Origin of the sequence: Paraburkholderia sp. RL17-368-BIF-A, from assembly GCF_046054045.1 — a bacterium.
Taxonomy (GTDB): domain Bacteria; phylum Pseudomonadota; class Gammaproteobacteria; order Burkholderiales; family Burkholderiaceae; genus Paraburkholderia; species Paraburkholderia graminis.
Window position 1 is genome coordinate 551,583 of sequence record NZ_JARESN010000002.1, and the last position, 26,477, is coordinate 578,059.

Genomic DNA, 26,477 nt, shown 5'->3' on the forward strand with positions numbered 1-26,477 from the left:
CTCTCACGCCGCCGCTTGCTGCGCGTGCAGCCCGAGGCGCTCCATCAATCGTTGCGCGTCGAACGGTGCGTTGGTTTTTGCATCGTTGTCGAAATAGCAGTACACGTCGCGCGTTTGCGCGCGAGGCGGCTGCAGGGCCGGCGCGGCGAGACGTGCGTCGGCGGGCTGCGAACCCTGGCTCCACGATTCGATTCTGCGCGCCCATCGTTCGAGCGCCGCATCGGAGTACTCTCCCGAATACTTGGTCTCGGTGCCGTGCAGACGGATGTAGACGAAGCCCGCGCTGAGATCCTCGAACTGCGGCCATGCTTCAGTCGAATCCGACACGACGAGCGCGACCTTGTGACGACGCAGCAGCTTCACGAACGCGGGGTCGACGAAACTGTCGTGACGCACTTCAATCGCGTGACGCAATTTGCGTTTGCGGTCGATCTCGACATACGGCGTCTTCACGCGCTGATCGTGCTGTTGCGCGAGCGCGAGCGCCGCTTCGGTATCGCGCGGCAGCAGGCTCAGGAAGCGCTCCATGTGCTCGGGATCGAAACGCAACGACGGTGGAAATTGCCACAGTATCGGCCCGAGCTTGTCCTTCAGCGCGAGCAGTCCCTGCGCGAAAAAATTCGCACACGCGACGGTGGCCGTCTCGTCGCGAAAGCGCAGAAGGTGCGTCAGATAGCGCGCGCCTTTCACGCTGAAAACAAAACCGGGCGGCGTTTCGGCGTACCAGTGCAGCCAACTGTCGAGCGATTGCAGGCTGTAGTGCGTACCGTTGATTTCGATCGTCTGCATGAGGCCCGATGCGTACTGCAACTCGCTGTCCTGCTTCAGGCCCTTCGGATAGAACGTCCCGCGCCACCCTTTGTAGCGCCAGCCTGAAATGCCGATATGAATCTCGCCGGATGTGCTTTTCACGTCGATGCCCAAATGTCTGACGTCTGTCTCTGAACCTGGGGCGCAGCAATGGCCGTGCCATCGCAGGGCACGCACGTTGCTGCATCCGCGTATCGGACGATGCATTGGAGGCACGCATGGCAGGCACGGATTTCCGCAGCACGGACCTCGAGACGCAAAGCGGCGGCACGATGCGCGTGACGCATCGCGGCGTGGATATCGTCGTCAGTGCGAAGCAGAACGATCGGGGCGCGTGGGTCGCGCGAATCGACGCGTCCGTGGACGGCAAGCCGTTCGCGCTGCCCGACGTCGAACCGGTCACACCGGAATGGACGACGCATGCCGAGGCGTTACGCGATGGCGTCGAACGCGGCTGCTATCTGGTCGAGCGAAGCAAGGCCGGTCACGGTCTCGAAGATTCAGCGCACGGATCGGGAGGCAACTGATGAACCGTCTCGCCAATCTCGTGTGCCGCGCGACGGTGTCCGGCACCGCAGCGGGCAGCGCCGCAGCCGTCGCCGCCGCCGCGCGAGCGCGCGCCGACGGCAGCACGCCGTACGCGCCGCTCAACGCCGTCACGCATTGCTTGTGGCCGCGCCGCGCGTTCAGCGAAACGGGTCCGAGCGCGCGCTTCACGCTGACGGGTCTCGCGATCCATCAGGCGTCGGCGATTTTTTGGGGCGTGCTGTTCGAAGGATTACTGGACCGCTGGCAGTGCCATGTAAAACGCCGCGCCGGTGTCGCGGACATCGCGGCGAGTGCGGTTACGACTGCGGCCGTCGCTTATACCGTCGACTATCACATGGTGCCGCGCCGTCTCACGCCCGGCTTTGAAGCGCATCTGACGAAGCGCTCGATGTTCTACGTGTATGCGGCGCTCGCAGCAGGTTTCGCGGCCGCCGCGCTGTGCCGCGGCAACGGCAACGGCAACAGCAACAGCAATGGCAACGGATGAGCTGACGTGACCTCATCGGACCCGCTCACGCCACTTCCGCCTTCCGCACCTCCGCCGCGCGCTCGACCAGAATCACGAACGGCTCGCCCTCGTGGATTTCATAGCGGCGAATCTGAGTGACCTGCTCGGCGGACAGCACCTTGCCCTTGGTCATCAGCAGCGTGCCGCGCGACGTGCGCAGATCGTCGGCGAGCTTCATGCCTTCCTTCAGATGCGATGCGTCGACGCGGTCGGGCACGCCTTCCGGCGTCAATTCCGCGTGCTTCATCAGCAACTCGATGTACTTCTCCGCAATCGCCGGATCGTAGCGAATGCCGCTTTGCGCGCGCACGGTCGAGATGATCTGCGCGTCGTTCATCTTTTGCGGCGCAATCACGCCGATGCGCAGATCTTCCGCATCGCGCGCCAGCGCAAGCACGCGAGCGCCGAGCGGAATCAGGCCGCCGAGCAGGCCATCCGGCGTGCCGCGTCCGTCGTAACGTTCATACTGATGGCGAATCATTGCCTGCACGCCGCTCAGTTGCGAGACGGGCGTGAGCGCCATCTGCCCATGCAATGGATGAAGCTGATAGAGCTTCGCTTCCTGCGGCTGCAGCTTCGCGATAGGCGTCTTCAGCAGCGCATCGGGCAGAAACAGTTTGCCGATGCCATGCAGCAAGCCCGCCATCAGCAATTCGTTGCACGCGTAGTCGCTCAGGCCGAGCGCGGCGCCGAGCTGTCTTGCCGTCTCGCCGATTCGCGCCGAATGGCCGGGCAGCCCGCAGCGCATTTCGACCATGTTCGCGCAGACCTTCACCATCGTCAGGAAGTTGCTTTTGAGGTCTTGTTGCGCGCCTTCGAGAAACATCACGGTCTGACGTATTTCCTCGGTGCGTGCATCGACCTCGCGCTCGAGTTCCATGTTGAACGACGAGAGCTTCTCGTTCTGCTCCTGCAACAGCGCGGCGAGCCGTTCGGTCTTGCGTTGCAGCGCGAGCTGTTCGAGCGCGCGCTGGATCGTGAGCAGCAGATCCTGGTCGTCCCACGGCTTGTGCAGATAGTGATAGACGTGGCCTTCGTTGACCGCGCGCACGACCGCATCGACTTCGGAATAGCCGGTCAGCAGAATGCGGATCGCGTCGGGCGCCATGCTGCGCGAGCGCGACAGAAACTCCGCGCCGTCCATGTTCGGCATGCGCATGTCGGAAATGATCACGTCGACGCGCGCCGATTCGAGCAGCGTGAGCGCTTCGGCGCCGCTGTTCGCGCTCAGCACCTCGTACTTCAGCGGGCGCAGCAGGCGTTTGAGCGACGAGATCACGCCGGGCTCGTCGTCGACGAGCAGCAGTGTCGGGACTGGCGCGGGCGCGGCATCCGCAGCGGCATCGAAAGAAGCGGGCAGTGTTTGCTGCGCCGGTTCATCGCGAGCGGGCTCGATGGAATTGCCGGTTGCCTGAAGCTCAGCCATGATTAACCTCGTGGTTAGCGCAAATAACAGCGCGTTTTACAGCGCGCTTTGCATCGGCCCGCATTACAGCGCTTCCAGAAAGTGGTCGAGCGCTTCCTTCATTCCGCGGATTGCCGCATCGGGCAGCAACAGCACCATGCGCGCGCCGAAGCCGCCTTGCTCGAGCGTGAAGTGAATCTCGAGCAGCAGCGCGACGTCCCAGCGTCCGCCGGGCAGCAGTCCGTCCTGCGTCTTCGTCGCGCAGGGCAACAGCGTCGGCTGCGAGAAGCAGATGTGCCGCCCCAACTGCTCGAACACGCTTTGCACGCAGGCGCCGACCAGCAGGTTCGTGATGTCGCACAACACTTCGACTTCGGTGTCGGGCTCGCCGACGTCATGACCCATCAGTTGTTGCAGTTCGCGCTGGCCGTCCTTGCCGACCAGCACGATCGCCTCGCCGGATATGTCGGATTGAAACGCCTGGCGCACCGGCCGCAATTCGCTGTCGTCCTGTGCGCCGAGCGCGACGCGCAATTGCTCGACGCCGACGACGCGGATATTCGGCACCGACAGCGTGACGAAAGCGCCCAGCAGTTTGGCCAGTGCGGCGGCGGCCTTGCCCATGCCGACGTTGCAGATCTCCTGCAACGCGTCGCGCTGGTCTTCGTTCAGAAACTGTTCATTCATGGAGACCGTACTCCGCGAGAATCGGCCGGATCGCTTCGGGCGATACCGGCTTGGAAATGAAGCCGATCGCGCCGAGCGACTTCGCGCGCTCGACGGCGCCGCACTGCACGTCCGCCGACACGACGATCACAAACGTATCGAGGCCCTCGTGCTGGATCGCTTCGAGCACCTGAAAGCCGTTCATGATCGGCATCGTCAGATCGAGAAACATCACGGCGCCCTTGCCGGCGCGATACAGCTCGAGCGCGGCCGCGCCGTCCGACGCCTGGGTGATCTCGATGTCCCATTCCTCGGGCAGCGAGCGGATCAATAGTTTGCGGGCGAGTGTCGAATCGTCGACAACGAGTACAGGCAATGGCATAGGTCTACCTCATGTGGCTGCCGGCGACTGCGCCGGCAACGCGATTGCATCGAGCGAACCGCTTTGCGCGAGCGCTTCGGTGTTGCTGTCTTCAGGCTGCGCTCCGTCGACGGGCAGCGTGACGCGGAAGGTGGTGCCTTCGCCGATGGTGCTCGCCACGGAGATCGTGCCGCGATGCGCGTTGACGATTCCATAGGTCACCGACAAACCGAGGCCGGTCCCCTGGCCCACGGGTTTCGTCGTAAAGAACGGATCGAAAATGCGCTTCAACAGTTCGGGCGGAATGCCGCAGCCCATGTCGGCGACTTCGAACCACACGCGCGACGGGTCGGCCGCATCCATGCCAGTGCGCACGGTGATGGTGCCGCGCGGCGCGCCGTGCTGCTCGTGATTGCCGCCGTAAGCCTGCGCCGCGTTCACGACCAGGTTGAGCACGACCTGGCTGATCTGCGACGGAATGCAGCGCACGAATGGAATCTCCGCGTATTCGCGCACGAGATGCGCGCAGTACTTCACTTCGTTATGGACGATGTTCAGCGTCGACTCGATGCAGCGATGAATGTCCGCGAGTTCCCATACCTGCGTGCTGTCCACGCGTGAGAAGTCGCGCAGATCGACCACGATGGTGCGCACGCGCGCGAGTCCTTCCTTCGATTCGTGCACGAGCGTCGGTGCGTCGCCGAGCAGATAGTCGAGGTCCGCCTGTTCCGCGAGCGCCTCGATGTCATGCTTCAGTGCGGGCGCGGCTTCGCTCACCATGCGTTGAACGTCGGCTGCATAACGGATCAGCGTCTTCACGTAGCCGTCGAGTGTGTTCAGGTTCGACAGCACGAAGCCGACCGGATTGTTGATCTCGTGCGCGACGCCCGCCGCGAGTTGGCCGATCGCGGCCAGCTTCTCCGATTGCAGCAATTGCTGATGCGCATGGGCGAGCGCATCGTTGAGCGAAGTAAGCTGCTGGTTGCGCACGGTCAGCTCGGCCAGCGCGTTCGTGACCGCCTTCTCGCGGTCCTGAAGCTCGCCGTACGCAATGCACACGTCGGTCGTATCGACGATCGCGACGCCGACCGCGACCACTTCGCCGCGGCTGTTCTCGATCGGAATGAAGTTGCAGTTCTGGCGCATCGCGTCGATCGTGCCCGTGATCGGGCGCGAATGCTCGAAGCGAAACAGATACGGCCGATGTTCCCACGACGAATAAGCCGGCGTGCCCAGCACGAACACGCCTTCGATCTTTCTGCTGAGCCACTGCCGCGGCAATTCGGGAAACACGTCGAGCAGATTCTGGCCGACTACCGATTCGGCCGAACGCCCGCTATGCGATTGCATGAAGCGATTCCACGTCAGGATGCGTAACTCGCGATCGACGGTGAAGACGCCGCAGTTCACGCGCTCGACAATAGCTTCCGACAGACTGGTTTTCACCGAAGAAATGGCCCGTGAAAAGACAAAGCATGCGGCGCTCTCTTCGCCGCCATGAATGAATTAACGGAACGTAAGGGGCGCGCGCGGAGCGGTATTTACCCTGGGCCATGCGCATGCAACGTGGCGCAAAAGCGCAACCGCAACCGCAACCGCAACCGCAACCGCAACCGCAATGCAAGGGTTTCCCGTAATGCGCGGCGTATCAAGCGGGCCGCGAATCCGCCGTTAACACGAGGAAGAGAAATGTCTCGCCGCGCGCGCTCCGATTCATCGAGCGAGCGGCGATGACGCATCGTTCGGCATATCGGGAGAAGTCATGCATTCACGCCTTGGGCTCACGGCCGCGTTGCTCGTGCTCTGCGGCCTGTGCATGCGTCCCGTATGCGGACAGAGCGCGCCGCAGCCCGCTCATCGCGCGACAGCCGACACCGCGCTCGACCTCGCCGCGATGCAGCGCGCCGTGGATAGCGCGAGCGAACCGGCGTCGCATTGGAGCGGCCCGAAGTCCGGGCCGCCGGCGGTGGCGGGCGCGAGCATCGCGATCATCAGCGAGGATCTGCGTAACGGCGGCGTGCTGGGCGTCGCGAAAGGCATCAAGGAAGCCGCCAACGCGATTGGTTGGAATACGCGCGTCTACGATGCGCACGGAACCGCCGAAGGCCGCAGCAAGGCCGTTGCCGCGGCGCTCGCATTGCAGCCGGACGGCGCGATCCTCGTCGGCGTCGACGCGGGCGAGATGAAGCAGGACTTACAGCCGTTCGCGGCGCGCCGCATTCCGCTCGTCGGCTGGCATGTCGGGCCAATTGCAGGCGCAATGACGAACAGTCCGGTCGCGATGAACGTGTCGACCAATCCGCTCGACGTCGCGCGCCTCACGGCGATGGCCGCGGTGATTCAGTCAGGCGCGCGCGCGGGCGTCGTGGTGTTTACCGACGGCAATTTCCAGATCGCAAGAGCCAAGACGGATGCCATGCTCGACGTGATTCGTGCATGCCGCGATTGCCGTCTGCTTGCCGTGCGCGACGTGGCGATTTCAAAAAGCGCCGAGCAGATGCCCGCGGTCACCGACGAACTGCTCGCGCAATACGGCAAGAGCTGGAACTACGCGCTCGCGATCAACGACATCTACTTCGACTACGCGGCGCCCGCGCTCACGCGCGCGGGCAACATGGGCCGCGGCCTGAGCATGCTGTCCGCGGGCGACGGCAGCGCGGCCGCTTTCCTGCGCATTCAGGCCGGCACGTTCCAGACCGGCACGGTCGCGGAGCCGCTCAATTTCCAGGGCTGGCAACTCGTCGACGAATTGAATCGGCTGCTCGCGCATCAGCCGGTCACAGGTTATGTGTCGCCGGTGCATCTGGTGACGGCCGCAAACATCGCGTTCGATGGCGGATTGCAAGGGCAGTTCGATCCTGGCAACGGCTATCGCAACCTGTATCGCGGCATCTGGAAGCGATAAAGGCGATGAACGCGCCGATGAACAAAACAACGCACCCGGAGCGCAGTTCATGCGACTAGCGGCGAGACGCCTGAAGCTGTTGCCGCGCTCATTGCGCCGGCAGTTCACGCTGGCGACGGTCGTGCTCACGCTCCTGATCGCGACGAGCGGCCTGACCGCCGTCTACACGCTGCGGGTGGCGACCAACGAGACGCGCCTGCTCGCCACCGGCGAACTCACGCGCATGCAGGCCGCCGACACGCTGGTGCAGCACACGTTGCTGATCGAGCGCGAATCGGCGCGGCTCGCGAGCACCGGTTCGCTCGATGCAATGCGTGCGAGTTACGCGGACATCATCAGGCAACTGCAACTATTCGACCGCCTGTCGGACCGGCTCGCCGCCGCCAATGACGACGACGTCAGCGTGCTCGACCTTCATCAGGCGAGCCAGTTGTTTCGCAACACGGTGAACATCGTCGCGCAGTTGCGCGAGAGCGAGTTGAGCGCGGCGATTGCGCATGCGCCTAACGTGGCGGATCAAAACAGCACGGCTGCGCGAGCCGATTCGCAAACCCTCGCATCGCGCGATCGATTCAGCGACGGCCTGCGTCAGCAAGCGAGCGCAATGGTCGCCTCGGCGCAGCTTCAATCCGACCGATGCACGCAGGAGTTTCAGCAGGCCGTGCAGCGGCTCGCGGCAACGTCCGCGCGACACGAGCGCTGGATTACCGGCCTCGTCGCCGTGAGCCTGCTGTTTGCGTGGCTCGTTGCGCATGCGTTTCTCGGCAAGCATGTGCTCGCGCGCCTCGAAGTGGTCAGCAGCAATCTGCGCAGCGGCGACCCTGCCGATGAGCAGCACGTCTCGCGCATCGTCAAGGGCCGCGACGAGATCGGCGAAATGGCGCGCGCGGTCGAACAGTTCCAGGACGACCGGCGCCAGCTTGCGCATGCGTACGCCGCGCTGCGTGAAGAAAAAGCGCGCCAGGAAGCGCTCATCAACGAGCTTGCGCAAGCACATAGCCAGTTGTTGCAGTCGGAAAAGCTCGCGTCGATTGGTCAGCTTGCCGCGGGCGTCGCGCATGAGATCAACAATCCGGTTGGCTTTGTGAATGCCAACCTCGGCACGCTGCAACGCTATATGGCGGATTTGTTGACCGCGCTCGCCGCTTATGAGCGCAGCGAGGCCGAGCTGATTGCGGAGTCGCGGGCCGCGCTCATCGAACTGAAGCGCGAGATCGACATCGACTATCTGCGCAGCGATATTCCGACGCTGCTATCCGAATCCGTGGAAGGCTTGCAGCGAGTCAAGCGCATCGTGCAGGGCTTGAAGGACTTTTCGCACGTCGACAAGGCCGAGAAGCAGTGGGCCAATCTCGAGAGCAATCTCGACACGACGATCAACATCGTCTGGAATGAGCTCAAATACAAGGCTGAGTTAAAGCGCGAGTTCGGCGCGATTCCCGAGCTCGAATGCATTCCGTCGCAACTCAACCAGGTCTTCATGAATCTGCTGATGAACGCGGCGCAATCCATCGAAGGGCATGGGCATATCATCGTGCGCACAGGTCACGACGAAACGAGCGTATGGATCGAAGTGGAAGACAGCGGACAGGGCATCAAGCCGGAACATCGCGACCGCATCTTCGATCCGTTTTTCACGACTAAACCGGTCGGTACAGGCACGGGGCTCGGCTTGTCGATTTCGTATGGCATCGTCAGGAAGCAGGGCGGGCGCATCGAGGTGCGCTCCGAAGTCGGGCACGGCTCGACCTTCAGAGTGGTGCTGCCGAAGAGTCCCGAAGAAGCGCTGGCCGCAAGCGCAGAATAGCCATCACACCGACGCGATCAGCGCCTCGCCCGCAGCAAGACGATTCGCGCCTTGTACAAGCGGCTGGCCGTCGCGGCCCGCAAATGTGGAGAGCAGCACCACGCCCTCACGAGATTCGACTTCGGCATCCGCTGTGCCCATGTTGAGCGCGATAAACAAACGCTGGCCGCGATGATGCCGCTCGTAAGTCAGCACGTCGCCATAAGCGGCGACGTGTTCAATCGCGCCTTGCACGAGCGCCGCATTGTTGCGCCGCAATTTAAGCAGCCGGCGATAAAGCGACAACATGCTCGACGGATCGCCGTTCTGGATATGCACGCTCGTGTCGCTCGCGACCGGTAACCATGACCTGCCGGTTGTAAAACCGGCATTCGGCAGCGACGTGTCCCATTGCATCGGCGTGCGCTCGGGATCGCGTCCCTGGCCGATGCCAGGCTGGCGGATTTCAGCGGGGTCTTGCACCTGATCCGGCGGAATCACGCCATCCGTCATACCGATTTCATCGCCGTAATACAGCGTCGGCGTGCCGCGCAGCGTCAGCAGCAGCACCGCGGCCACGCGCGCCTGCGCGAGGCCCACGCGCGAAGCGACGCGCGGATTGTCGTGATTGCCGAGCACCCAGTTCGGCCATGCGTGTTCGGGCAGCGCGGTGTCGTAGTCGCGGATCATGCGTGCGATTTCGCCGGCATGCCATGTTGCGTTGAGCAACTGGAAATTGAACGGCATGTCCGCGCCGTCGCCGTTCGCGCCGTAATAGCGGATGAGTTGCGGAACCGGCAAATAGATCTCGCCGATCAGCACGCGCTGGCCGTATTCGGCGAGCGTGGCGCGCATCGAGCGCACGATGTCGTGCACTTCGGGCTGGTCTTCGGTGTACGTGTGCAATTGCCGGTGATGGTCGGGCTGACCCGGCTCATAGGCGGGATTCGGCGGATTGTCGCGGAACTGCGCGTCCTTGATGAGAAGCCACAGCACGTCGACACGAAAGCCGTCGACGCCATGATCCAGCCAGAACCGCAGCACGTCGTCCATCGCGCGGCGCACCTGCGGGTTGCGCCAGTTCAGATCCGGCTGTTCGCGCAGGAACGCGTGATAGTAGTACTGGCCGGTACGCTCGTCCCATTCCCACGCGGACCCGCCCATGCGGCTCTGCCAGTTGTTGGGCGGCCCGCCGCCTGGCGCCGGATCGCGCCACAGATACCAGTCGCGCTTCGGATTGTCGCGCGACGAGCGGCTTTCCTCGAACCACGGATGCCGGTCCGACGAATGATTCGGCACGAAGTCGAGCAGCACCTTCAGGCCGAGTCCGTGGGCGCGGTCCGCGAATTGCTTGAAGTCGGCCAGAGTGCCGAACATCGGGTCGATGTTGCAGTAGTCCGCGACGTCGTAACCGAAGTCGGCCATGGGCGACGGGTAGATCGGAGACACCCACACTGCATCGACGCCCAGTTCGGCGAGATACGGCAGACGCGAGCTCATGCCCGCGAGATCGCCGATGCCGTCGCCGTTGCTGTCCTGAAACGAGCGCGGATAGATCTGATAGATCACGCCGCGTTGCCACCATGCCAGTTCCGACATTGCAAGTCCTCTCAACGATCGATTGTTATGGCGCAAGGCGCAGGTTGCATGCTCAATGACCTCTGGTACAAGAACGCGATTGTGTATTGCCTCTCGGTAGGCACGTTCATGGACGCGAACGGCGACGGTGTCGGCGACTTCAAGGGCCTTCTGCGCCGCCTCGACTACCTGCAGGGGCTCGGCGTGACGACGGTGTGGCTGATGCCTTTCCAGCCTTCGCCGGGGCGCGATAACGGCTACGACATCTGCGACTACTACAACGTCGATCCGAAATACGGCACGCTCGGCGACTTCTCCGAGTTCACGCATGCGTGCCGCGAGCGCGGCCTGCGCGTGATGATCGACCTGGTCATTAATCACACGTCCGATCAGCACCCGTGGTTCAGGGAAGCACGCAGCGATCCTGAGTCGCAGTACCACGACTGGTATGTCTGGTCCGACAGGCAGCCGCCGAACGCGAAAGACGGCGTGGTATTTCCCGGCGTGCAGAAGTCCACATGGTCGTTCGACAAGCAGGCCAAGCGCTGGTATTTCCATCGCTTCTACGATTTTCAGCCGGACCTGAACACGGCCAACCCGTACGTGCGCGCGGAATTGCTGAAGATCATGGGCTTCTGGATCCAGCTCGGCGTGTCGGGCTTTCGCATGGACGCCGTGCCCTTCGTGATCGCGACGAAAGGCCCGAAGGTCAAGAAGCCCGTCGAGCAATACGACATGCTGCGCGCGTTTCGCGAGTTCCTGCAATGGCGTCAGGGTGATGCGATCATTCTCGCCGAGGCCAACGTGCTGCCCAATACCGACCTCGAATATTTCGGCGATCAGGGCGAGCGTCTGCAGATGATGTTCAATTTCCAGCTCAATCAGCACACGTTCTACACGCTGGCAACCGGCGATACCGCGCCGCTGAAGAAAGCGCTGACGGCAACGCGGCCGCGTCCGTCGACCGCGCAATGGGGCGTGTTTCTGCGCAATCACGACGAGCTCGATCTTGGCCGTCTCACGCCCGAGCAGCGCGACGCCGTGTTTGCCGCGTTCGCGCCCGAGCCCGACATGCAGCTCTATGAGCGCGGCATTCGTCGCCGGCTTGCGCCGATGCTCGCGGGCGACCGGCGCCGGCTCGAACTCGCCTACAGTCTGATGCTGACGTTACCCGGCACGCCGGTGTTCCGTTACGGCGATGAAATCGGCATGGGCGACGACCTGCGCCTGCCCGAGCGCGAATGCGCGCGCACGCCGATGCAATGGTCGACGGAACCGGAAGGCGGCTTCACCAAGCACCCGAAGCCGCCGTGCCGCGTGATCACGGGCGGCGCTTACGGGTTCGAGCGCATCAATGTCGCGACGCAGCGGCGCGATCCGAATTCGCTGCTGAACTGGATGGAACGCATGATCCGCATGCGCCGCGAAGTGCCGGAAATCAGTTGGGGCGACTTCGCCGTGCTGCGCACCTCGCGCAACGATGTGCTCGCGCTTCGCTACGACTGGCGCAACAACTCGGTGATATGCCTGCATAACTTCGGCGCGCAGGCATGCACGGTGAAATTCCGCTCTGGCTGCAAGGAGCCGGAACAGAACCGGCTCATCAACCTGCTCTCGGACGATCACAGCGAGGAGAAGGACGACGGCCGTCATGCGGTCGTGCTCGAGCCGTATGGCTATCGATGGTTTCGGGTCGGCGGGCTCGATTATCTGCTACGGCGCGGCGAGGTCTAGGCACGCGCATAAAATCCGCAACCTGCGAGGCGAATGCAATGAACATGCTTCACACGCGATGGGCCGAAGCGCGCCTCGGCGCAGTCGCCGCGATGCTCGCGCTGAGTCTGGCCGCCTGCGCGTCGACGACCGAGGACATCGGCGACACGGGTTTGGGACCGCGTCCCGAACTGCCGTCGCCGCAAACCTCGCTGCTGCCGACCATCAACATCGCGCCCGTGCAAACGCGCCCGAGCCAGAGCATCCCCACCGCGCCGCCGGGCTTCACGGTGACGGCTTTCGCGAGCGGGCTCGAGCATCCGCGCTGGGTGTATCCGCTGCCTGACGGTGGTCTGCTGGTCGCCGAGAGCAATGCGCCCGCGCAGCACGACGAGCACGGCGGCATTGTCGGCTGGGTTCGCAAGCAGGTGATGAAGTTCGTGATGAAGCGCGCGGGCGCGGGCGTGCCGAGCCCCGACCGGATCGTGCTGCTGCGCGGCCAGGGCGGCACCGCGCAAAGCCGCAGCGTGCTGATCTCGGGGCTTCATTCGCCGTTCGGCATGGCGCTCGTCGGCGACTCGCTGTATGTCGCGGACACCGACGCGCTGCTGCGCTTCCCCTATCGCGCGGGCGATACGCAGATCACAACACCCGGCGAGAAGGTGGCCGATCTGCCGGCCGGGCCGATCAATCATCACTGGACCAAGAATGTGGTGGCGAGCCGCGACGGGCAGCGTCTCTATGTGACGGTCGGCTCGAACAGCAACGTCGGGGAAAACGGCATCGAGGCCGAAGAGGGCCGCGCGATGATCCTCGAATTCACGCCCGCGACGGGGCGCTCGCGCGTGTTCGCAGCGGGCCTGCGCAATCCGAACGGGATGGACTGGCAGCCGGAGAGCGGCGCGTTGTGGGCCGCCGTCAACGAACGCGACGAACTGGGCGATAACCTCGTGCCCGACTACATGACCGCGGTGAAGGACGGCGGCTTCTACGGCTTCCCCTACAGCTATTACGGCCAGCACGTCGATACGCGCGTGAAGGAGCAGCGGCCCGACAAGGTGGCGAGCGCGCTCACGCCGGACTATGCGCTCGGCAATCACACGGCATCGCTCGGACTCGCGTTTTATACCGGCAGGAGCTTTCCGCAGCATTACTGGGGCGGCGCTTTCGTCGGCCAGCACGGCTCGTGGAATCGCAAGGAGCACAGCGGCTACAAGGTCGTTTTCGTGCCGTTCGAGCACGGGCGGCCGGCGGGCATGCCGGAGACTTTCCTGAGCGGCTTTCTCAGCGCCGATGGCCACGCGCTCGGGCGGCCCGTCGGCGTCGCCGTCGATAAGGCCGGCGCGTTGTATGTCGCCGACGATGTCGGCAACGTGGTCTGGAAGGTGGTGTATAGCGGCAAGTGACGATGCGGCCTGTTCGAGCCGCCGCGGCGCGCGCGGCTCACGCCGCCGCGGCCTCGCGGCATTGCCGCATTGCCCGGTAAAATACCTGCCACTCACGACGGCGCGGAACGCTCCATCCCCGCCTGCTTACTTTGATTTTCGAGGCGTTCATGTCCATGGAAACAGACATCGTCACCGACGAACGGGTGGCTCAAATCGCGGACCGCATGGCCGGCGAAGGCAAGAAGGTGTCCGCGCTGGCAATCTGGGGCGAACTGCGCTGCGGTTCGATCGTCGCCGTGTCGGCGGCCGTCGAGCGTTGGCGGCAAGCGCGCCAGCCAGCGTCGGCGGAGGCGCCGGCGTCGGTCATGACGGGCTTGCCGGACGACGTCGCGCAAACCATGCTCAGTGCCGCCGGCAATCTGTGGGCGAGCGCGCGCGAGGAAGCCGAGCGGGTCGTCAATCAGCGGCTCGCGCTGGCGGGCGGCCACGCGGAGGCGCTCGCCGCCGAGCGTGACGAGGCGCTCGCCGAGTATCAGAACACGCTCGCCGAGGCCGAACTCGCGCGCGAACGCGTCGCGACGCTCACGAACGCGCTGAGCATTTCCGAAGAGGCCGTGAATCGCCTCGCGACCGAACTGTCGGCGCTGCGGGACCGTGCAAAGACCGCGGAGGATCGCGTCGCTGAACTCGAGGACCGCGCCGCGGCGGCGGAGGCGCGCGTTGCGCAGACGGAGCAACGCGAGGCCGCCAGCGAGGCGCGTGTCGGGGAGGCGGAGGAGCGGGCGTTGGCTGCGGAGGCGCGTATTGCGGAGGCTGACGAGCGGGCATCGGCGGCCGAAGCGCGCGTCGTGCAAACGGAAGAGCGGGCGTTGGCCGCTGAAGCGCGGATCGCGGAGGCTGACGAGCGAGCATTCGCCGCAGAAGCGCGCGTCACGCAAACCGAGGAGCGGGCGTTGGCCGCTGAAGCGCGGATCGCCGAAGCTGACGAGCGCGCATCCACTGCTGAAGCTCGCGTCGCGCAAACCGAAGAACGCGCATCGGCCGCCGAAGCTCGCGCGACCGAGACCGACGAGCGCGTACGAGACGCCGAAGGCCGCGTGGCTCACGCCGAGGAACGCGCATCGACGGCGGAAGCTCGCCTTGCCGAAGCCGAGCAACACGCGTCGGCTATGCAAGCCCGCCTCGAAGCCGCTGAAACGTCGCTGACCGAAGAGCGCGGCGCACGCGAAGCGTTGAACGCCGCGACCGTCGCCAGGGACGAAGAAATCGCGCGGCTGATCGCCGAGCGCGACGCCGCGCACGAGAAAGCGGCCGCGTTGGGCGAAGCCGGCGAGGCCCACGCGAGAGAAGTCCAACGATGGGCGGACGAATCGAACGCGGCGTCATCGCGTGCACAGGACGCCGCGTTGCAAGCCAGCGAAAGCCTCGCGCAACTCGCCGCGCTGCAGACCGAGCTTGACCAGGCGCGCGCCGAACTCGCGGCAGAGCGCGACGCGCACGCGGCTCACGGCGACGAAGCCGCGGCTCAGCGCGCCGAGGTCGAGCGCGTGCAGCACGAACTCGCCGCCGCGCGCGATCAGCTTGCGGCGATGAGCGAGGCCAACGCGGCGGCGACGGCTGAAACGACCCGGCTCGCCCAGGATGCGTCGGCGGCAACGAGCCGCGCGCAGGCGGCCGAACAGCGCGTCGCGGAACTGGAGCGTCAGCTTGCCGAACTCGAAACGGCGCACGCGCAGCAGCAGGGCACGTCGCCGGAAGGACTGTCCGCCGACGATGAGTCGAAAGAAGCCGTAATGGCCGACGAGATCGCGTCGCTGCGCCGCCAGATGACGAGTCAGGCGAAGGCTCACGAAAAGGCCTACGCCGAACTGCGCACGCTCGCCGAGCAGTGGATCGCGCATGCCAAGGAACTCAAGCAGCGCCTGAGCGCGACCAATCAGAAAGTGACGTTCCTCGACGCCCGCAGCGCCGCCGAAGTCGCGCTCTTGCGCAGGTTGTCGTCAGAACTCGAGCGGCTGAAGCCGGACCACGATCTGATCTCACGCGACGCGCAGCAAAAATTCATCAGCGCGACGCTCGCCGAACGTCTCGAGCAGAAGGGCTATCGCTACGATCCGGCAACCGCGGTGATGTCGAAGATCGAGGCCTGATCGACTGATGCACTGACCGCGCCGCTCGCGCCGACTTATAACGGCTTGGGCGGCGAGCCGTCGTCGTCGACGCTATGGCTGCCCGCGCCCGGCGGCGAGATCGTGTCGCGCAGTTGCGTCTCTTTGGGGTCCTTCGGCACGACCTTGTCGGCGTCGGCTTCGTCGATGGCGTCGAGCTGATTGCCGCCCGGCGTGCGCGGCGTGCCGGGCGCGGGCGACGGAATCGGCTGCGGCTGAGCCGGCCCCGGCCCCGACATGCCCTCGCGTGAAGGCGTGGACGGCGAGGGCGGCGCGGCAGGCTCGTTGTTCGGACTGGAAGAACGCAAAGTGGAAGAACGGTCGGGCTGCTCGGTCATGAGGGATCTCCTGGCTGAGATTGCAAGCTGAGGGCGGTGCCAGTCCATAGCGAACGACACCAATCGCAATGTCTACGGCAAACGCAGCACGCGCCGTTCCATCAAGCCCTCGCAACAACAGCAACCCGCCGTTCGCCACAAGCCATTCAATTCAGCGCAACACGCGCGCGACCAGCGGCAGATGATCCGACGCAATACGCGCCGGCCGGCTTCTATCCACCTGAATATCGACGAGACGCGCGGCCGGATGCACCCACACGCGGTCGAGCGCAAACGCCGGAAAGCGCGACGGAAACGTGCGCGGCGCGGCGACCCGGCCAAAGCGCGTGAGCAGCGCCCGCAGCGGCCATCCCCACACGAACCATTCGTTCAGATCGCCGAGCAGGATCACGGGAAGATCGGGCGTATCGAACGCTTCGAGCAACAGCCGCACCTGGGCACGTCGTTCGCGCGCCGACAGGCCGAGATGCGTCGCGACGATCCGCATCAAGCCATTACCGGTGTCGATGTCGACATCGAGCGCGCCGCGCGCTTCGCGGCTGCCGAACGACAGGTCCAGCGTGCGCACCGCGAGCACCGGCAGATTGGTCAGCACCGCGTTGCCGAAGCGCCGGTCGGGTCCGTCGAGCGTCGGGCCGGGCACCGCATGCATGCCGGTCAGGTCCTGCAATTCGCGCAGCACGTCGATGCTCGCCGCGCCGCCGAGCGGCACCTCCTGCAACGCGACCACGTCGGCGTTCAAGGCCGCGATCACTTCGGCGATGCGCGCCGCCGAGCGTTTGCCGTCCGTGCCCACCGCGCCGTGAATGTTGTACGTGACGATGCGCAGCGGCTCGCCTGCGTCGCGTGTATGAGCCGACGCTGTACGCACGCGCGGCACGGGCTGCGCTTCTTCGAGGGTCACGGTTTCGTTGGCGCGGCCACTCATTGCCGCCTCATCAGCATGCGCCGCAAGACGAGCGACATGGACACCAGCGCCACGCCGATCGCGGCCACCAGCAGCAACGAAAGCGGCGTCGGATGCCTGACCGCCGTGACGAGTTGGCGAGCAAACGACGTCGCCAGCAAGACGCCCGGCGCCATGCCGATCGCGGTGCCCGCCATGAAATCCCAGAAGCGGATATGCGATGCGCCCGCCGCGAGATTGACGATCGAAAACGGCGCGACCGGCACGAGCCGCAACAGGATCACCGCGACGAGTCCCTTGCTGCGCAAGCGTTCGCTGAGCTGATTCAGGCGCGCGCCGGCCAGTTCGCGCACGGCGTCGCGGCCGAGCCAGGCGCCCACCGCCCAGCCCGCCGCCGCGGCGATCAGCGTCCCCGTGAGCGCATAGGCGGCGCCCGCTATTGCGCCGAACACGAGACCCGTCACGGCGATCAGCAACGTCACCGGCACCGAAAGCAGCGCGGCCACCACGTACATCGCCACGACCGCAATCGGGCCGAAGTGCGTGGCCGCGAGCCGTTGCGTCTCCGAGGTGAGCTTGGCGAAGCTGAGTTCGTGACCGAACGGCGTGAAGCGCCACACGACAGTGAGCGCGACGACGCCGAGCGCCAGCGCGCCGAGCACCAGCAGCTTGGCGATCACCGGACGATGTGTCGGCTCCGGCAGAAACTGTGCGAGCAGTTCATTGGCGGCGATCGGCGCTTCGGGGTCGAGCACGTGAACGCCATCCGCGATATCGCGCAGTTCGGGCGGCACTTCCGGCGTCAACGGTTCGAGCGTGCGCACCGAATCGCTGTTGCTCTTGATGCTCGCGATCGCCGCGTTGAGCCGGCCATGCTGCGCGAGCGCCTCGTCCACGTCGGCTTCGCTCGAATCGAGATGTTCGGCGAGCAGGCGGTTGCGAATCCGCGCGATCGCCGCTTGCCGCTCGTGATCGTCGCGAGCGTCGATCACGATGCAGCACTCGGAGTCGAGCACCATCGAACGATTGTTGAGGTTCGCGCTGCCGATCACGAGCAGCCGCTCGTCGACGATCATGATCTTGCTGTGCACGTTGATGAAGCGGCCGTTCGGCGCATCGACGGCGGGCGCGTACATCGCATAGCGGCCGTTGCTGTCCGCCGCTTTCAGCAGCTTGTGCAGACGGGCGCGCAGCACGCCCATCGTCGCTTCCTGAAGCCAGCCGCTCTGCCGGTACGGACACACGACGGCGAGGTCCGGGCCGTCCGGTTCCGCGATGCGTTTTTGCAGCGCCGAGCCGACCGAATTCGCCGTGAAGTACTGGTTCTCGATATAGATGTTGCGGCGCGCGGCGGCCACGGCGGCCAGATGCAGCGCCTTCACCTGCTGGATGGCGGGCCGGCCGTCGTAGGCCGGCTCCGTGAGCGAGATGCCCAGATCGACGTCGGCGAAATCCGGCTCGATGTCGGACGGCCACAAATCCGTGCGCGGCGGCGACTTGCCGTTGAACGGCCGGCCGGCCTTGCCGCTGCGGCGCGAACGGCGCCAGCGCTCGCGGGCCAGATGCGCGATGGCGGCGGCCGCGGGGCCGTCGAACATCAGTTGCGCGTCGTGCATCGGCTCGTAGCTCGTCTTGCCGAGATTCTTGCGCAGCGGATCGTCGGGCCGATGCTCCGGCGTGTCCCAACGCGAGCCGGTGAGGTCGATGCCGCCGGTGAACGCGAGGCTGTCGTCGATCACGACGATTTTCTGGTGATGCGATGCACCGAGCGGATGCCGGCCGTCGAGCCGGAACCACAAGCGGCGGTGCGCATGCCACGCCGGTTTGTACGAGGGCAGCCATTCGCGCTCGAACGCGTACAGCATCGCGAAATCCCAGCCGAGCAGATAGATGCGCAACTGCGGATTCGCGTCGAGCACCGCGCAGAGAAATTCGGAAAGCTTCGGCGGAAAGCCGTCGTCGACGCCGCCGGGAACCAGCTCGATGCGGCTGTCGATATCCCAGCCGAGGATAAACACCGAATGACGCGCGCGCGGAATCACCTTGCGCAGGACCGCGTAATACGAAGCCGCGTCGATCAGCACGCTTGCACGGTGCGCCTGGAGAATCCATTCGCAGGTGGAGCCGGTGTCCATCACCGCGCCGTTCGGGACGGCGGGCGGCGCGTCGGCGGTATCGCGCGACGGCGGATCGAGCAGTTCGGATTGCATCGGGTCAGGTTCACTCATGGCGGCGCGTGCTGCGGGTTTGTGCAACGGGTTCGTGCAACGGGTTCGTGCAACGGGTTCGTGCAAAAGGGTCGTGCAGCGGGTTCGTGCAGCGGTCAGTGGCAACCGGCATGCAAGTCGCATTCCACGGCATGTCAGCCGGGTGCATTCGACCGCGTGTGACTGCGCTCGCCGCTATTGCAAGCGGCGGGCGGCGTGTATTTGCTCTACGTCCGTTGAAAATTTGGCAGACATAACGCAGCGATTGTTTAAAGCTCCGCGCGAGGCCTGGCGCACGCGCGAGGCATGCGCTTTGCAAGGCGCTGCCTATTTGCTTCCAGGAGTCGTGCATGAATTGGCAGGCACCGTATGTCGTCGCGCGATCCGGCGAAGGCGCGCCCCGCAGCGCGAAAAATCGCGTGCAAGCGGGCACGGCGAGACTTGTCGGTGCGACGCTCGTGGCGCTGTCGTGCGCGTGGCTGCCGTGCGTGTCGGTGGCGGGCTCGCTGACGCAGGCGCCGTATGGCGTCACCGCCGATGGTCATCCCGTCACGCGTTACACGCTCACGAACGCGCACGGCTTGAGCGTCAGCTTTCTGAGCTATGGCGGCGTGATCAGCGAGCTTCGCACGCCGGACCGTCATGGCCGCATGGCGAACATCGTGCTCGGCTTCGCGAGTCTTGCCGACTATGAGAAGTTCAACGGCAACATCCATTTCGGCGCGCTGATCGGCCGCTATGCGAACCGCATCGCGAACGGACGCTTTACCCTCGACGGCCAGACGTGGACGCTGCCCGTCAACGATCCGCCGAACGCGCTGCACGGCGGTCCGTCGAGTTTCGATGCCAAGGTATGGACCGTGAAGCCGGTCGAATCGCCCCACGGCGCGAGTGCCGAATTGAGCTACGTGAGCCCCGACGGCGAGAACGGATTTCCGGGCACGCTCACCACGCGGGTCACCTACACGCTGACGGACGACGACGTGTTCCGCATCGACTATCGCGCGAGCACCGACAAGCCGACCGTCGTCAATCTCACCAATCACTCGTATTTCAATCTGGCGGGCGAGGGCAGCGGCAGCATCGAGCGGCAGACGATCCAGATCGCGGCGTCGCGCTACACGCCGACCGATTCGACGTCGATCCCAACCGGCGAACTCGCGAGCGTGGCCGGCACGCCGATGGACTTGCGCAAGCCGACCGCGATCGGCGAGCGGCTGCGTTCGTCGTTCAGGCAACTGGTCTACGCGCACGGCTTCGATCAGAACTGGGTGCTTGACGCGGCGAGGCAGGAAAGCAACGCGGCGGACAAGTCCAGCGAAAACGCGCTCCCGCGCTTTGCGGCGCGCGCCGTCGATCCGGCAAGCGGCCGCGTGCTCGAGCTTTATACGACGCAGCCCGGCTTGCAGTTCTATACCGCCAACGGCCTGAACGGCAGCGTTGTCGGCACGTCGGGCAAGACCTATCGGCAGGGCGACGCGTTCGCGCTCGAGGCCGAGCATTTTCCGGATTCGCCGAACCAGCCGGCGTTTCCGTCGACTGTGCTGCGGCCCGGCGAGACGTTCCACGAAGTCACCGAGTGGCGCTTCAGAACCCAGGGCGCCGCGGGCAAATAAGCGCGCGGCACACATTATGCGAAACCGTTGAGACCAGGCTTTTCCACCGGCAAGGAGATGAATATGGCTCAGCATCCCGCTCGCTCGCAGAACCACCGCCATCCCGACGAACCGCGCATGGAGGAAATCGAACGCGCGCTCGAAGGCGCCGAGTTTCCGACCACCCGCGACAAGCTGGTCGAGCTTGCGCAGCGCAATGGCGCGGACGGCGAAGTTCTGGCCGTGCTCAAACGAATGGGCGATCGCTCTTTCGACAGTGTGTCGTCTGTGGTTCGGGAGGCTTCGAACGTGGAATAGGGCGCGGTGTTGCGTCCATGATGCGTCGCTGCGTCCCTGCGGTCGTGATGCGGCGCTCGCAGCAGCGTAGTAGCGCGATAACGTGAATGGACCGCGCCGCGCGTTTCGGCGCGCGGTCCATCCATTCACGACCACGCAAAATCGCGCGCATTCAGCACAAGCGCAAGCGTGCCGACGAGAATAAAACTGAACGCCCAAATTGCGTCGAGATTGAACCAGCTTCGCGACACGAACCTGAGCCCGAGATAACGGTAGACGAGCCACGCGATCGCGCCGCCCGTGAGCACCATCGCCGCAGCATGCACGCCGGACACGACGAGCGCCATGCCGAGCCGCGACTGCATCAGCGTCTGCGCGGCTTCGTGCGCGCGGTCGAGATCGTTCGCGCTGCACAGGCCCAGGTAGATCGGCACGAGCATCAGTCCCGCGCCGTGCGCGAGCGCGATTGCGAACGACCACAGCGCGAGCCGCGACGGCGCAATGCGCGCGAGCACTCGCGGATGACGCCGCCACAGCAACAGGAAAACGCCGAAGCCGATCACGAGCGCGCTCGCGCCCGCCTGGATTTCGCGCTGCCACGCGAGCAGCGCGCCGAGCATCGCGAACGGCATCACCATCAGGAAGATCGCCAGCACATGGCCGGTCGCGAGCCACAGCAGCGCGCTAACAAGCGCGCACGCTTTCCGTTGCATCAATGCGCTCGATACGGCGAGCGGCCATCCCATCGCCGGATTTGCGCCGTGATAACAACCGCTTGCGACGACCGCGAGCCACAGGCCCGCGTGCGACCAGCCTGCGCTCAAACGCCCACCGACGGATAGCAGAACGAATCCGTCGAGCAGTCGCCGCCTTCCAGACGGATCTGATGCGCGCGGTAGCCGTCGGGGAACCTGACCCAGAAATTGTCCGCGAGCGCGAGGCCGCCCGCCGGGTCCGCATGCGCCATCACTTGCGCGGCGGGCACGCCGTTCGGATAGAACTGGTTATCCCACGTCGAGTAAAGCGAGTTGGTCCAGTAGACGCGCTTGCCGTCCCGGCTGATCTCGACCATCTGCGGGCCGCCCGTGAACGCCTCGCCGTTCGGATGCGGCGTGCGCCGCACGATGCCGCCAAGATGCACCGAGCCGGCGAGCTTCGGCTTGCGCGGCTCCGTCACGTCGTATTGGCGCATTTCGCCGGTGCCCCAGCAGGCGACATACAGGAATTTGTCGTCGATGGAAAGATCGATGTCCGTGACGAGCGGCGGCACGGCGCCGAATCCTTGCAGCAACGGCGGCAGCGATGCCGGGTCGGCGGGCTCCGGTGGAATCGTCGCCGTCTTCTCGATGTGAAACTGTCCGCCTTCGCGCCACCAGGTCCAGATCGAGCCTTCGAGATTGGTCGTGTCGACCACCACGCCGATAAAGCCGTATTCGCGGCTCGGATCGTGCGCGGGCCGCACTTCGAGCGCCATCTGGTGATTCGCGCCGAGATCTATCGTCTGCACATTGCGCCGCGCGCGAAGGTCCCAGAAGTGCACGGCGTGGCCGTATTTGTTCGCGAGCAGGTCCTCAGGCACGATGCCGTTTTCGAACTGCGGCGGCAACGCCCATTCGCTCGACACCATGTAGTCGCGCGGCAGATTCCACCAGAAGTCGTAGTGCTTTTGCTGCGGACCGCGGTCGATTTCCCAGCGCCCGAGCACCTCGAACGTTTCGCAGTCCATGATGAAGATGCCGGGAGGGCCGTCGGTGCCGTCCGGGCCTGCGCCGCCAAGCGTGCTCACGTAAATGCCTTCGGGTCCGCAATGAACCGTGTGCGGACGCGAATAGCCGGTCTTGCGGAAGATTTCCTCGGGCTCGATGATCTTGTGAATCTTCGCCTCGGTCGGATGCGGCTTCGTATCGACGATGTAAATGCGCGACGAGCGCATGCCCGGAATGATCAGATAGCGCCGTTCGAGAAACGCGTGGCCGGTGAGCGGCGAGAGCGCCGACGAACACGCGTTCCAGCCGAAATGATGGAATTCGTCGCCCTTGTTCGGCACGGGCACCGTATGAACCACCTGGCTATAAGTCGGCGAGCCGGGCTTCACGTCGATGACGGCGAGTGCGTCCGGCTGCGAAAAGTCGGGGCTGAGCAGCAGCGTGTACGCGTATTCTTCCGCGGGCGCATCCATCGCGAGACGCGGCGAGGCGTGGAACGTGGGATCGGGGCGCATGCCCATGACGGTATCTCCTCTGTCTGGCTCGGGGCGTGGCGCGGCGTGGGACCGCCGCGTTGCGCTGTGCGCGCTGGATCCACCGAGCGCGCCCCGGCTTTAGATTTAGTCCACCGCAGCCGCGAGAGCAACCCGGAGTTGTGCCGGGCTTTACAGGAAGCTATCGCGGGACACGGCTTTTAAGCGCTGGCCGCAGTGTCTGCAAGCGGCTCCTCAAGCCAGATCCGGTGGTCCGGCCCTCAGCACGTCGACGTGTTTCGGAATCAGGCCGAGGTCGAGGAACGCGTCCGCGATCTGCTGCTGTTCGCCGAGAATCACGCGCGTGATGCGCTCGGTGCCGAACTGCTGACGCGCCACGGCGGCATCCACGACCGGTTTCGGCAAGCCCCAAAGCTGCGCAAGTTCGCTCGACAACTGGTCCTTGTTGCGGCTGCCCCATTGGTCGACCTTCTCGATTTCCTCGATCACGATCCGGATCACGTCGGGATTTTTAGCCACATAGCTCTGCGACGAGAAGTAGTAGCCGCGATTGCCGACGACGCCGCTCGCATCCGCCACCACGCGCGCGCCGAGCGTCTTTTGCGCGGCGGCGAAGAACGGGTCCCAGATCACCCATGCGTCGATGGAGGCGCGTTCGAACGCGGCGCGCGCATCGGCGGGCGCGAGGTAAGCCACGTTCACGTCGGAGTATTGCAGGCCATGCTGGCGCAGCAGCTTGACGAGAAAGTAGTGGACGTTGCTGCCCCGGTTGAGCGCGATCTTTTTGCCCTTGAGATCCGCCACCGAGCGGATCGACGAGCCCGGCGGCACCAGCACGGCTTCGGATTGCGGCCGCGGCACCGTCGCCGCGACATAGGCGAGCGGCGCGCCTGCGGCTTGCGCGAAGATGGGCGGCGCTTCGCCGACATCGCCGAAATCAATCGAGCCGACGTTCAGCGCCTCGAGTTGCACGGGGCCAGCGGCAAACTCCGTCCAGCTCACGGATACATTCAGCGGCGCAAGCCGCTTTTCGAGCGTGCCGCGGCCTTTGAGCAGATTGAGGTAGCCCTTCTGATTGCCGATCCGCAGCGAGCGCGGCGCGCCTTGCGACGGCGCCTGCGCAAACGCGAGCGGCGATACCAGTGGCGAGACGGCGACCGATGCGGCTGCCGCGGCGGCGCCCACGGAGAGTTTGATGAACGAGCGGCGGTGGTTTCGATTTGTTGTCGTGGACATGGCAGGCGAGAAAGTTAGGGATGCATGGGCCAATCCATCGTACCCGCGGGCGCGAGCCTGACGAACCGATCTTTCGCCGTAAGCAAATCAGCGCGGATGGAATAGACGCGACGGCGCGCTTCGCATCGCGGCGCGCCGGTTCGCGCGAACGGAGCGCGGCGCGCAGTGCTCCGGGCATGATGAGAGCCCCGGTTCACCAGACGCGTTTTAATCGTGACGTCAGTGCTTTCCGCCTTCTGCCCGAGTCATCGCGTCGATACGCGAGCCATGCGCGCGCGTGTTGTGTCGCGCGTGCATGCGTGTGCCGTCGGCTTGGCGATTGCCTGCGCGGCGAGCGCCGCAACGCCCGCGCAGGCCAACTGTTTCGACGATGCCGCCGCCTATCAGCATGTCAATCCGCTGATTCTGCGCGCGATCGCGTGGCAGGAGTCGCGCAACCAGCCTGGCGCGACGCATGCGAACGCGAACGGCTCGACCGATTACGGCGTCATGCAGATCAACTCGATTCATTTGCGCACGCTGTCGCGCTACGGCATCACGCGCGACGAACTGATGACGCCGTGCAAGAACATCTACATCGCCGCGTGGCAATTGCGGCGGCAGATCGTCAAGTACGGCAATACGTGGGCGGCGGTGGGCGCGTACCATTCGGCGACGCCGGCATTGCGCGACCGCTACGCGCGGCAGATCGCGGCGATCCTTCGCGGCTGGAACGTGCTGCCCGCGCGGCGAGATAGTGGCGCGGGCATCGAGCGCGTGTCCGATTCACGGGATGCCCAACGCTGAGCGCAGCATGCGGGCCGCGTCGCGATGCGCGAGCGACGCCTCCGGAATCATGCCGCCCATCGAGAAAAAGCCGTGGATCATGCCGGGGTAATAGACGACGCTCGCTTCGTTGCCGTGGCGCTTCAGTTTGTCGACGTAGCGCGCGTGTTCGTCGCGCAGCGGGTCGTATTCCGCCGAGACGATCCATGCGGGCGCGAGTCCGCTCCAGTCGCGCGGGGCGTCGCGCTCGCCGTCGAGCGGCGCGAAGCGCCAGTCGCGGCGGTCATCCGCAGTGGCCAAGTAATGGCGCTGAATCCAGCGGATGATGTCGAGCGACAGGAAATAGCCGTCGCCATAGCGGCGATGCGCTTCGGTTTCCATTCCCGCCGACAGCGCCGGATAAACCAGCAGTTGCAGCGCGAGACGGATGCCGCTGTCGCGCGCGCCGACCGCGCAGACTGTCGCGAGCGTGGCCCCGGAGCTTTCGCCGCCGACGGCGAGCCGCGTGCCGTCGATGGCCAGCGACGCCGCGTTCGCATGCAGCCAGCGGAGGGCGTCGAATGCATCGTCGACGGCATGCGGGAAGCGGTATTCCGGCGCGAGCCGATAGCCGACCGAGACGACCGCGCAGCCGGCTTCGTCGGCGAGCGCGCGGCATAGCGCGTCGGCGGTCGCGACGCTGCCGACCACATAGCCGCCCGAATGAAAGAACAGCAAGGCGGGCTGCGGATCGGCCCAGCACGGCGGCGCCGGATAGTAGACGCGCGCGTCCAGCCGGGCGTGGTCGCGCGTTTCGATCGTCAGGTCCTCGACGGCCGCGAGCGCGCGCGGCGGCACGTCGCCGAGCGGCGTGTAGTAATCGAAGCGCTGCCGCGCGGCGCGCAGCTCGAGGGCGTCGAGAGTCTGCGCGCCGGCGCTCGTGCGACGCGCGAGGAACTGCTGCACGCTGGGGGCAAGCGACATGGCTTCGTCCGGTCGGATGTGACCTGATCGAGAGTAGAAACCGGTCCATGCAGATGGCTTGCAGGCGCGAAGGGGGAAGTGGGGATGCGAAGTGGGGGGGCGGAGTGGGGCGATGCCGAAGCGATGCGAAAT

General features: G+C 65.2%; 23 protein-coding genes. 10 read left to right on the forward strand and 13 right to left on the reverse strand.

Going from position 1 to position 26,477, the window contains the following annotated elements:
- Positions 1–3 precede the first annotated feature (3 nt).
- A complete protein-coding gene (locus P0D87_RS05550; protein ID WP_044020189.1) occupies positions 4–912 on the reverse strand; it encodes a DUF72 domain-containing protein in 909 nt (302 codons plus the stop codon).
- A gap of 116 nt (positions 913–1,028) precedes the next feature.
- On the opposite strand from P0D87_RS05550, the gene P0D87_RS05555 reads away from it, so the two are divergent.
- Both P0D87_RS05555 and P0D87_RS05560 read left to right on the forward strand, forming a co-directional pair.
- The gene (locus tag P0D87_RS05555; RefSeq protein ID WP_053859113.1) at positions 1,029–1,337 is read left to right on the forward strand and encodes a DUF6566 family protein; all 309 of its coding nucleotides are present in this window, start codon (positions 1,029–1,031) and stop codon (positions 1,335–1,337) included.
- On the forward strand, positions 1,337–1,846 hold the full coding sequence (locus P0D87_RS05560; protein WP_053859112.1) for a hypothetical protein: 510 nt from the start codon (positions 1,337–1,339) through the stop codon (positions 1,844–1,846). The genes P0D87_RS05555 and P0D87_RS05560 overlap by 1 nt, the downstream gene beginning before the upstream one ends.
- Before the next feature lie 25 nt (positions 1,847–1,871).
- Here P0D87_RS05560 and nosR read toward each other — a convergent pair whose 3' ends face one another.
- The 4 genes from nosR to P0D87_RS05580 form a co-directional block, all read right to left on the reverse strand.
- Positions 1,872–3,293: a response regulator c-di-GMP phosphodiesterase, NosR family gene (gene nosR, locus P0D87_RS05565; protein WP_171799897.1), complete on the reverse strand. Its 1,422-nt coding sequence runs from the start codon at positions 3,291–3,293 to the stop codon at positions 1,872–1,874.
- Positions 3,294–3,356: 63 nt separating this feature from the next.
- Positions 3,357–3,959, reverse strand: a complete 603-nt coding sequence (locus tag P0D87_RS05570; protein WP_006047086.1) for a chemotaxis protein CheC — start codon at positions 3,957–3,959, stop codon at positions 3,357–3,359.
- Entirely contained in the window at positions 3,952–4,320 is a 369-nt protein-coding gene (locus P0D87_RS05575) for a response regulator (protein ID WP_053859110.1), read from the reverse strand. Before P0D87_RS05575 ends, P0D87_RS05570 begins: the two co-directional genes overlap by 8 nt.
- Positions 4,321–4,329: 9 nt before the next feature.
- Positions 4,330–5,745 carry an ATP-binding protein gene (locus P0D87_RS05580; RefSeq protein ID WP_006047088.1) on the reverse strand — a complete coding sequence of 472 codons (1,416 nt, stop codon included), beginning with the start codon at positions 5,743–5,745 and terminating at the stop codon, positions 4,330–4,332.
- A 316-nt stretch (positions 5,746–6,061) separates the two neighbouring features.
- Between P0D87_RS05580 and P0D87_RS05585 the strand changes: the two genes are divergently transcribed.
- Together P0D87_RS05585 and P0D87_RS05590 are read left to right on the forward strand one after the other, a co-directional pair.
- A complete protein-coding gene (locus tag P0D87_RS05585) occupies positions 6,062–7,204 on the forward strand; it encodes a substrate-binding domain-containing protein (protein ID WP_053859109.1) in 1,143 nt (380 codons plus the stop codon).
- A gap of 49 nt (positions 7,205–7,253) precedes the next feature.
- Positions 7,254–9,011 (forward strand): ATP-binding protein, encoded by a 1,758-nt coding sequence (locus tag P0D87_RS05590; protein ID WP_053859108.1) that lies wholly within the window; start codon positions 7,254–7,256, stop codon positions 9,009–9,011.
- Positions 9,012–9,014: 3 nt separating this feature from the next.
- On the opposite strand, the gene P0D87_RS05595 is transcribed toward P0D87_RS05590, so the two are convergent.
- Entirely contained in the window at positions 9,015–10,589 is a 1,575-nt protein-coding gene (locus P0D87_RS05595; RefSeq protein ID WP_053859107.1) for an alpha-amylase family glycosyl hydrolase, read from the reverse strand.
- Between the two features lie 48 nt (positions 10,590–10,637).
- Between P0D87_RS05595 and P0D87_RS05600 the strand changes: the two genes are divergently transcribed.
- The 3 genes from P0D87_RS05600 to P0D87_RS05610 all read left to right on the forward strand — a co-directional run bounded on the left by P0D87_RS05600 (position 10,638) and on the right by P0D87_RS05610 (position 15,819).
- Complete coding sequence (locus P0D87_RS05600) at positions 10,638–12,302, forward strand: alpha-amylase family protein (RefSeq protein ID WP_053860702.1); 1,665 nt, start codon at positions 10,638–10,640, stop codon at positions 12,300–12,302.
- A 38-nt stretch (positions 12,303–12,340) separates the two neighbouring features.
- A complete protein-coding gene (locus P0D87_RS05605) occupies positions 12,341–13,687 on the forward strand; it encodes a PQQ-dependent sugar dehydrogenase (RefSeq protein WP_053859106.1) in 1,347 nt (448 codons plus the stop codon).
- A gap of 149 nt (positions 13,688–13,836) precedes the next feature.
- Entirely contained in the window at positions 13,837–15,819 is a 1,983-nt protein-coding gene (locus P0D87_RS05610) for a DNA-binding protein (RefSeq protein ID WP_053860701.1), read from the forward strand.
- A 35-nt stretch (positions 15,820–15,854) separates the two neighbouring features.
- Here P0D87_RS05610 and P0D87_RS05615 read toward each other — a convergent pair whose 3' ends face one another.
- The 3 genes from P0D87_RS05615 to P0D87_RS05625 form a co-directional block, all read right to left on the reverse strand.
- Positions 15,855–16,175: a hypothetical protein gene (locus P0D87_RS05615; protein ID WP_408636741.1), complete on the reverse strand. Its 321-nt coding sequence runs from the start codon at positions 16,173–16,175 to the stop codon at positions 15,855–15,857.
- A gap of 151 nt (positions 16,176–16,326) precedes the next feature.
- A complete protein-coding gene (locus P0D87_RS05620; protein WP_053860700.1) occupies positions 16,327–17,103 on the reverse strand; it encodes an endonuclease/exonuclease/phosphatase family protein in 777 nt (258 codons plus the stop codon).
- Positions 17,100–19,310: a VTT domain-containing protein gene (locus P0D87_RS05625; RefSeq protein ID WP_053860699.1), complete on the reverse strand. Its 2,211-nt coding sequence runs from the start codon at positions 19,308–19,310 to the stop codon at positions 17,100–17,102. The genes P0D87_RS05620 and P0D87_RS05625 overlap by 4 nt, the downstream gene beginning before the upstream one ends.
- 329 nt (positions 19,311–19,639) lie before the next feature.
- Between P0D87_RS05625 and P0D87_RS05630 the strand changes: the two genes are divergently transcribed.
- Together P0D87_RS05630 and P0D87_RS05635 are read left to right on the forward strand one after the other, a co-directional pair.
- Positions 19,640–20,905 (forward strand): aldose epimerase family protein, encoded by a 1,266-nt coding sequence (locus P0D87_RS05630; protein WP_171799896.1) that lies wholly within the window; start codon positions 19,640–19,642, stop codon positions 20,903–20,905.
- Between the two features lie 63 nt (positions 20,906–20,968).
- Entirely contained in the window at positions 20,969–21,202 is a 234-nt protein-coding gene (locus P0D87_RS05635; RefSeq protein ID WP_006047099.1) for a DUF2795 domain-containing protein, read from the forward strand.
- A gap of 125 nt (positions 21,203–21,327) precedes the next feature.
- On the opposite strand, the gene P0D87_RS05640 is transcribed toward P0D87_RS05635, so the two are convergent.
- The 3 genes from P0D87_RS05640 to P0D87_RS05650 all read right to left on the reverse strand — a co-directional run bounded on the left by P0D87_RS05640 (position 21,328) and on the right by P0D87_RS05650 (position 24,617).
- On the reverse strand, positions 21,328–22,005 hold the full coding sequence (locus P0D87_RS05640; protein ID WP_053860698.1) for a hypothetical protein: 678 nt from the start codon (positions 22,003–22,005) through the stop codon (positions 21,328–21,330).
- Positions 22,002–23,408, reverse strand: coding sequence for a selenium-binding protein SBP56-related protein (locus tag P0D87_RS05645; RefSeq protein ID WP_053860697.1), 1,407 nt, complete (start codon positions 23,406–23,408; stop codon positions 22,002–22,004). The genes P0D87_RS05640 and P0D87_RS05645 overlap by 4 nt, the downstream gene beginning before the upstream one ends.
- A gap of 207 nt (positions 23,409–23,615) precedes the next feature.
- Positions 23,616–24,617 carry a sulfonate ABC transporter substrate-binding protein gene (locus P0D87_RS05650; protein WP_053860696.1) on the reverse strand — a complete coding sequence of 334 codons (1,002 nt, stop codon included), beginning with the start codon at positions 24,615–24,617 and terminating at the stop codon, positions 23,616–23,618.
- Between the two features lie 267 nt (positions 24,618–24,884).
- Between P0D87_RS05650 and P0D87_RS05655 the strand changes: the two genes are divergently transcribed.
- A complete protein-coding gene (locus P0D87_RS05655; RefSeq protein WP_053860695.1) occupies positions 24,885–25,403 on the forward strand; it encodes a lytic transglycosylase domain-containing protein in 519 nt (172 codons plus the stop codon).
- On the opposite strand, the gene P0D87_RS05660 is transcribed toward P0D87_RS05655, so the two are convergent.
- The gene (locus tag P0D87_RS05660; protein ID WP_053860694.1) at positions 25,383–26,345 is read right to left on the reverse strand and encodes an alpha/beta hydrolase; all 963 of its coding nucleotides are present in this window, start codon (positions 26,343–26,345) and stop codon (positions 25,383–25,385) included. The genes P0D87_RS05655 and P0D87_RS05660 overlap by 21 nt on opposite strands.
- Between the last annotated feature and the right edge of the window lie 132 nt (positions 26,346–26,477).

Bases quoted from the DNA above. Each gene is read 5' to 3' on its own strand.
- P0D87_RS05610 (WP_053860701.1), top strand. From the start codon at position 13,837: ATGTCCATGGAAACAGACATCGTCACCGACGAACGGGTGGCTCAAATC.
- P0D87_RS05620 (WP_053860700.1), bottom strand. From the start codon at position 17,103: ATGAGTGGCCGCGCCAACGAAACCGTGACCCTCGAAGAAGCGCAGCCC.
- P0D87_RS05555 (WP_053859113.1), top strand. From the start codon at position 1,029: ATGGCAGGCACGGATTTCCGCAGCACGGACCTCGAGACGCAAAGCGGC.
- P0D87_RS05570 (WP_006047086.1), bottom strand. From the start codon at position 3,959: ATGAATGAACAGTTTCTGAACGAAGACCAGCGCGACGCGTTGCAGGAG.
- nosR (WP_171799897.1), bottom strand. From the start codon at position 3,293: ATGGCTGAGCTTCAGGCAACCGGCAATTCCATCGAGCCCGCTCGCGAT.
- P0D87_RS05655 (WP_053860695.1), top strand. From the start codon at position 24,885: ATGCGCGCGCGTGTTGTGTCGCGCGTGCATGCGTGTGCCGTCGGCTTG.
- P0D87_RS05590 (WP_053859108.1), top strand. From the start codon at position 7,254: ATGCGACTAGCGGCGAGACGCCTGAAGCTGTTGCCGCGCTCATTGCGC.
- P0D87_RS05615 (WP_408636741.1), bottom strand. From the start codon at position 16,175: ATGACCGAGCAGCCCGACCGTTCTTCCACTTTGCGTTCTTCCAGTCCG.
- P0D87_RS05625 (WP_053860699.1), bottom strand. From the start codon at position 19,310: ATGAGTGAACCTGACCCGATGCAATCCGAACTGCTCGATCCGCCGTCG.
- P0D87_RS05595 (WP_053859107.1), bottom strand. From the start codon at position 10,589: ATGTCGGAACTGGCATGGTGGCAACGCGGCGTGATCTATCAGATCTAT.
- P0D87_RS05605 (WP_053859106.1), top strand. From the start codon at position 12,341: ATGAACATGCTTCACACGCGATGGGCCGAAGCGCGCCTCGGCGCAGTC.
- P0D87_RS05635 (WP_006047099.1), top strand. From the start codon at position 20,969: ATGGCTCAGCATCCCGCTCGCTCGCAGAACCACCGCCATCCCGACGAA.
- P0D87_RS05585 (WP_053859109.1), top strand. From the start codon at position 6,062: ATGCATTCACGCCTTGGGCTCACGGCCGCGTTGCTCGTGCTCTGCGGC.
- P0D87_RS05575 (WP_053859110.1), bottom strand. From the start codon at position 4,320: ATGCCATTGCCTGTACTCGTTGTCGACGATTCGACACTCGCCCGCAAA.
- P0D87_RS05645 (WP_053860697.1), bottom strand. From the start codon at position 23,408: ATGGGCATGCGCCCCGATCCCACGTTCCACGCCTCGCCGCGTCTCGCG.
- P0D87_RS05630 (WP_171799896.1), top strand. From the start codon at position 19,640: ATGAATTGGCAGGCACCGTATGTCGTCGCGCGATCCGGCGAAGGCGCG.
- P0D87_RS05560 (WP_053859112.1), top strand. From the start codon at position 1,337: ATGAACCGTCTCGCCAATCTCGTGTGCCGCGCGACGGTGTCCGGCACC.
- P0D87_RS05600 (WP_053860702.1), top strand. From the start codon at position 10,638: ATGCTCAATGACCTCTGGTACAAGAACGCGATTGTGTATTGCCTCTCG.
- P0D87_RS05660 (WP_053860694.1), bottom strand. From the start codon at position 26,345: ATGTCGCTTGCCCCCAGCGTGCAGCAGTTCCTCGCGCGTCGCACGAGC.
- P0D87_RS05650 (WP_053860696.1), bottom strand. From the start codon at position 24,617: ATGTCCACGACAACAAATCGAAACCACCGCCGCTCGTTCATCAAACTC.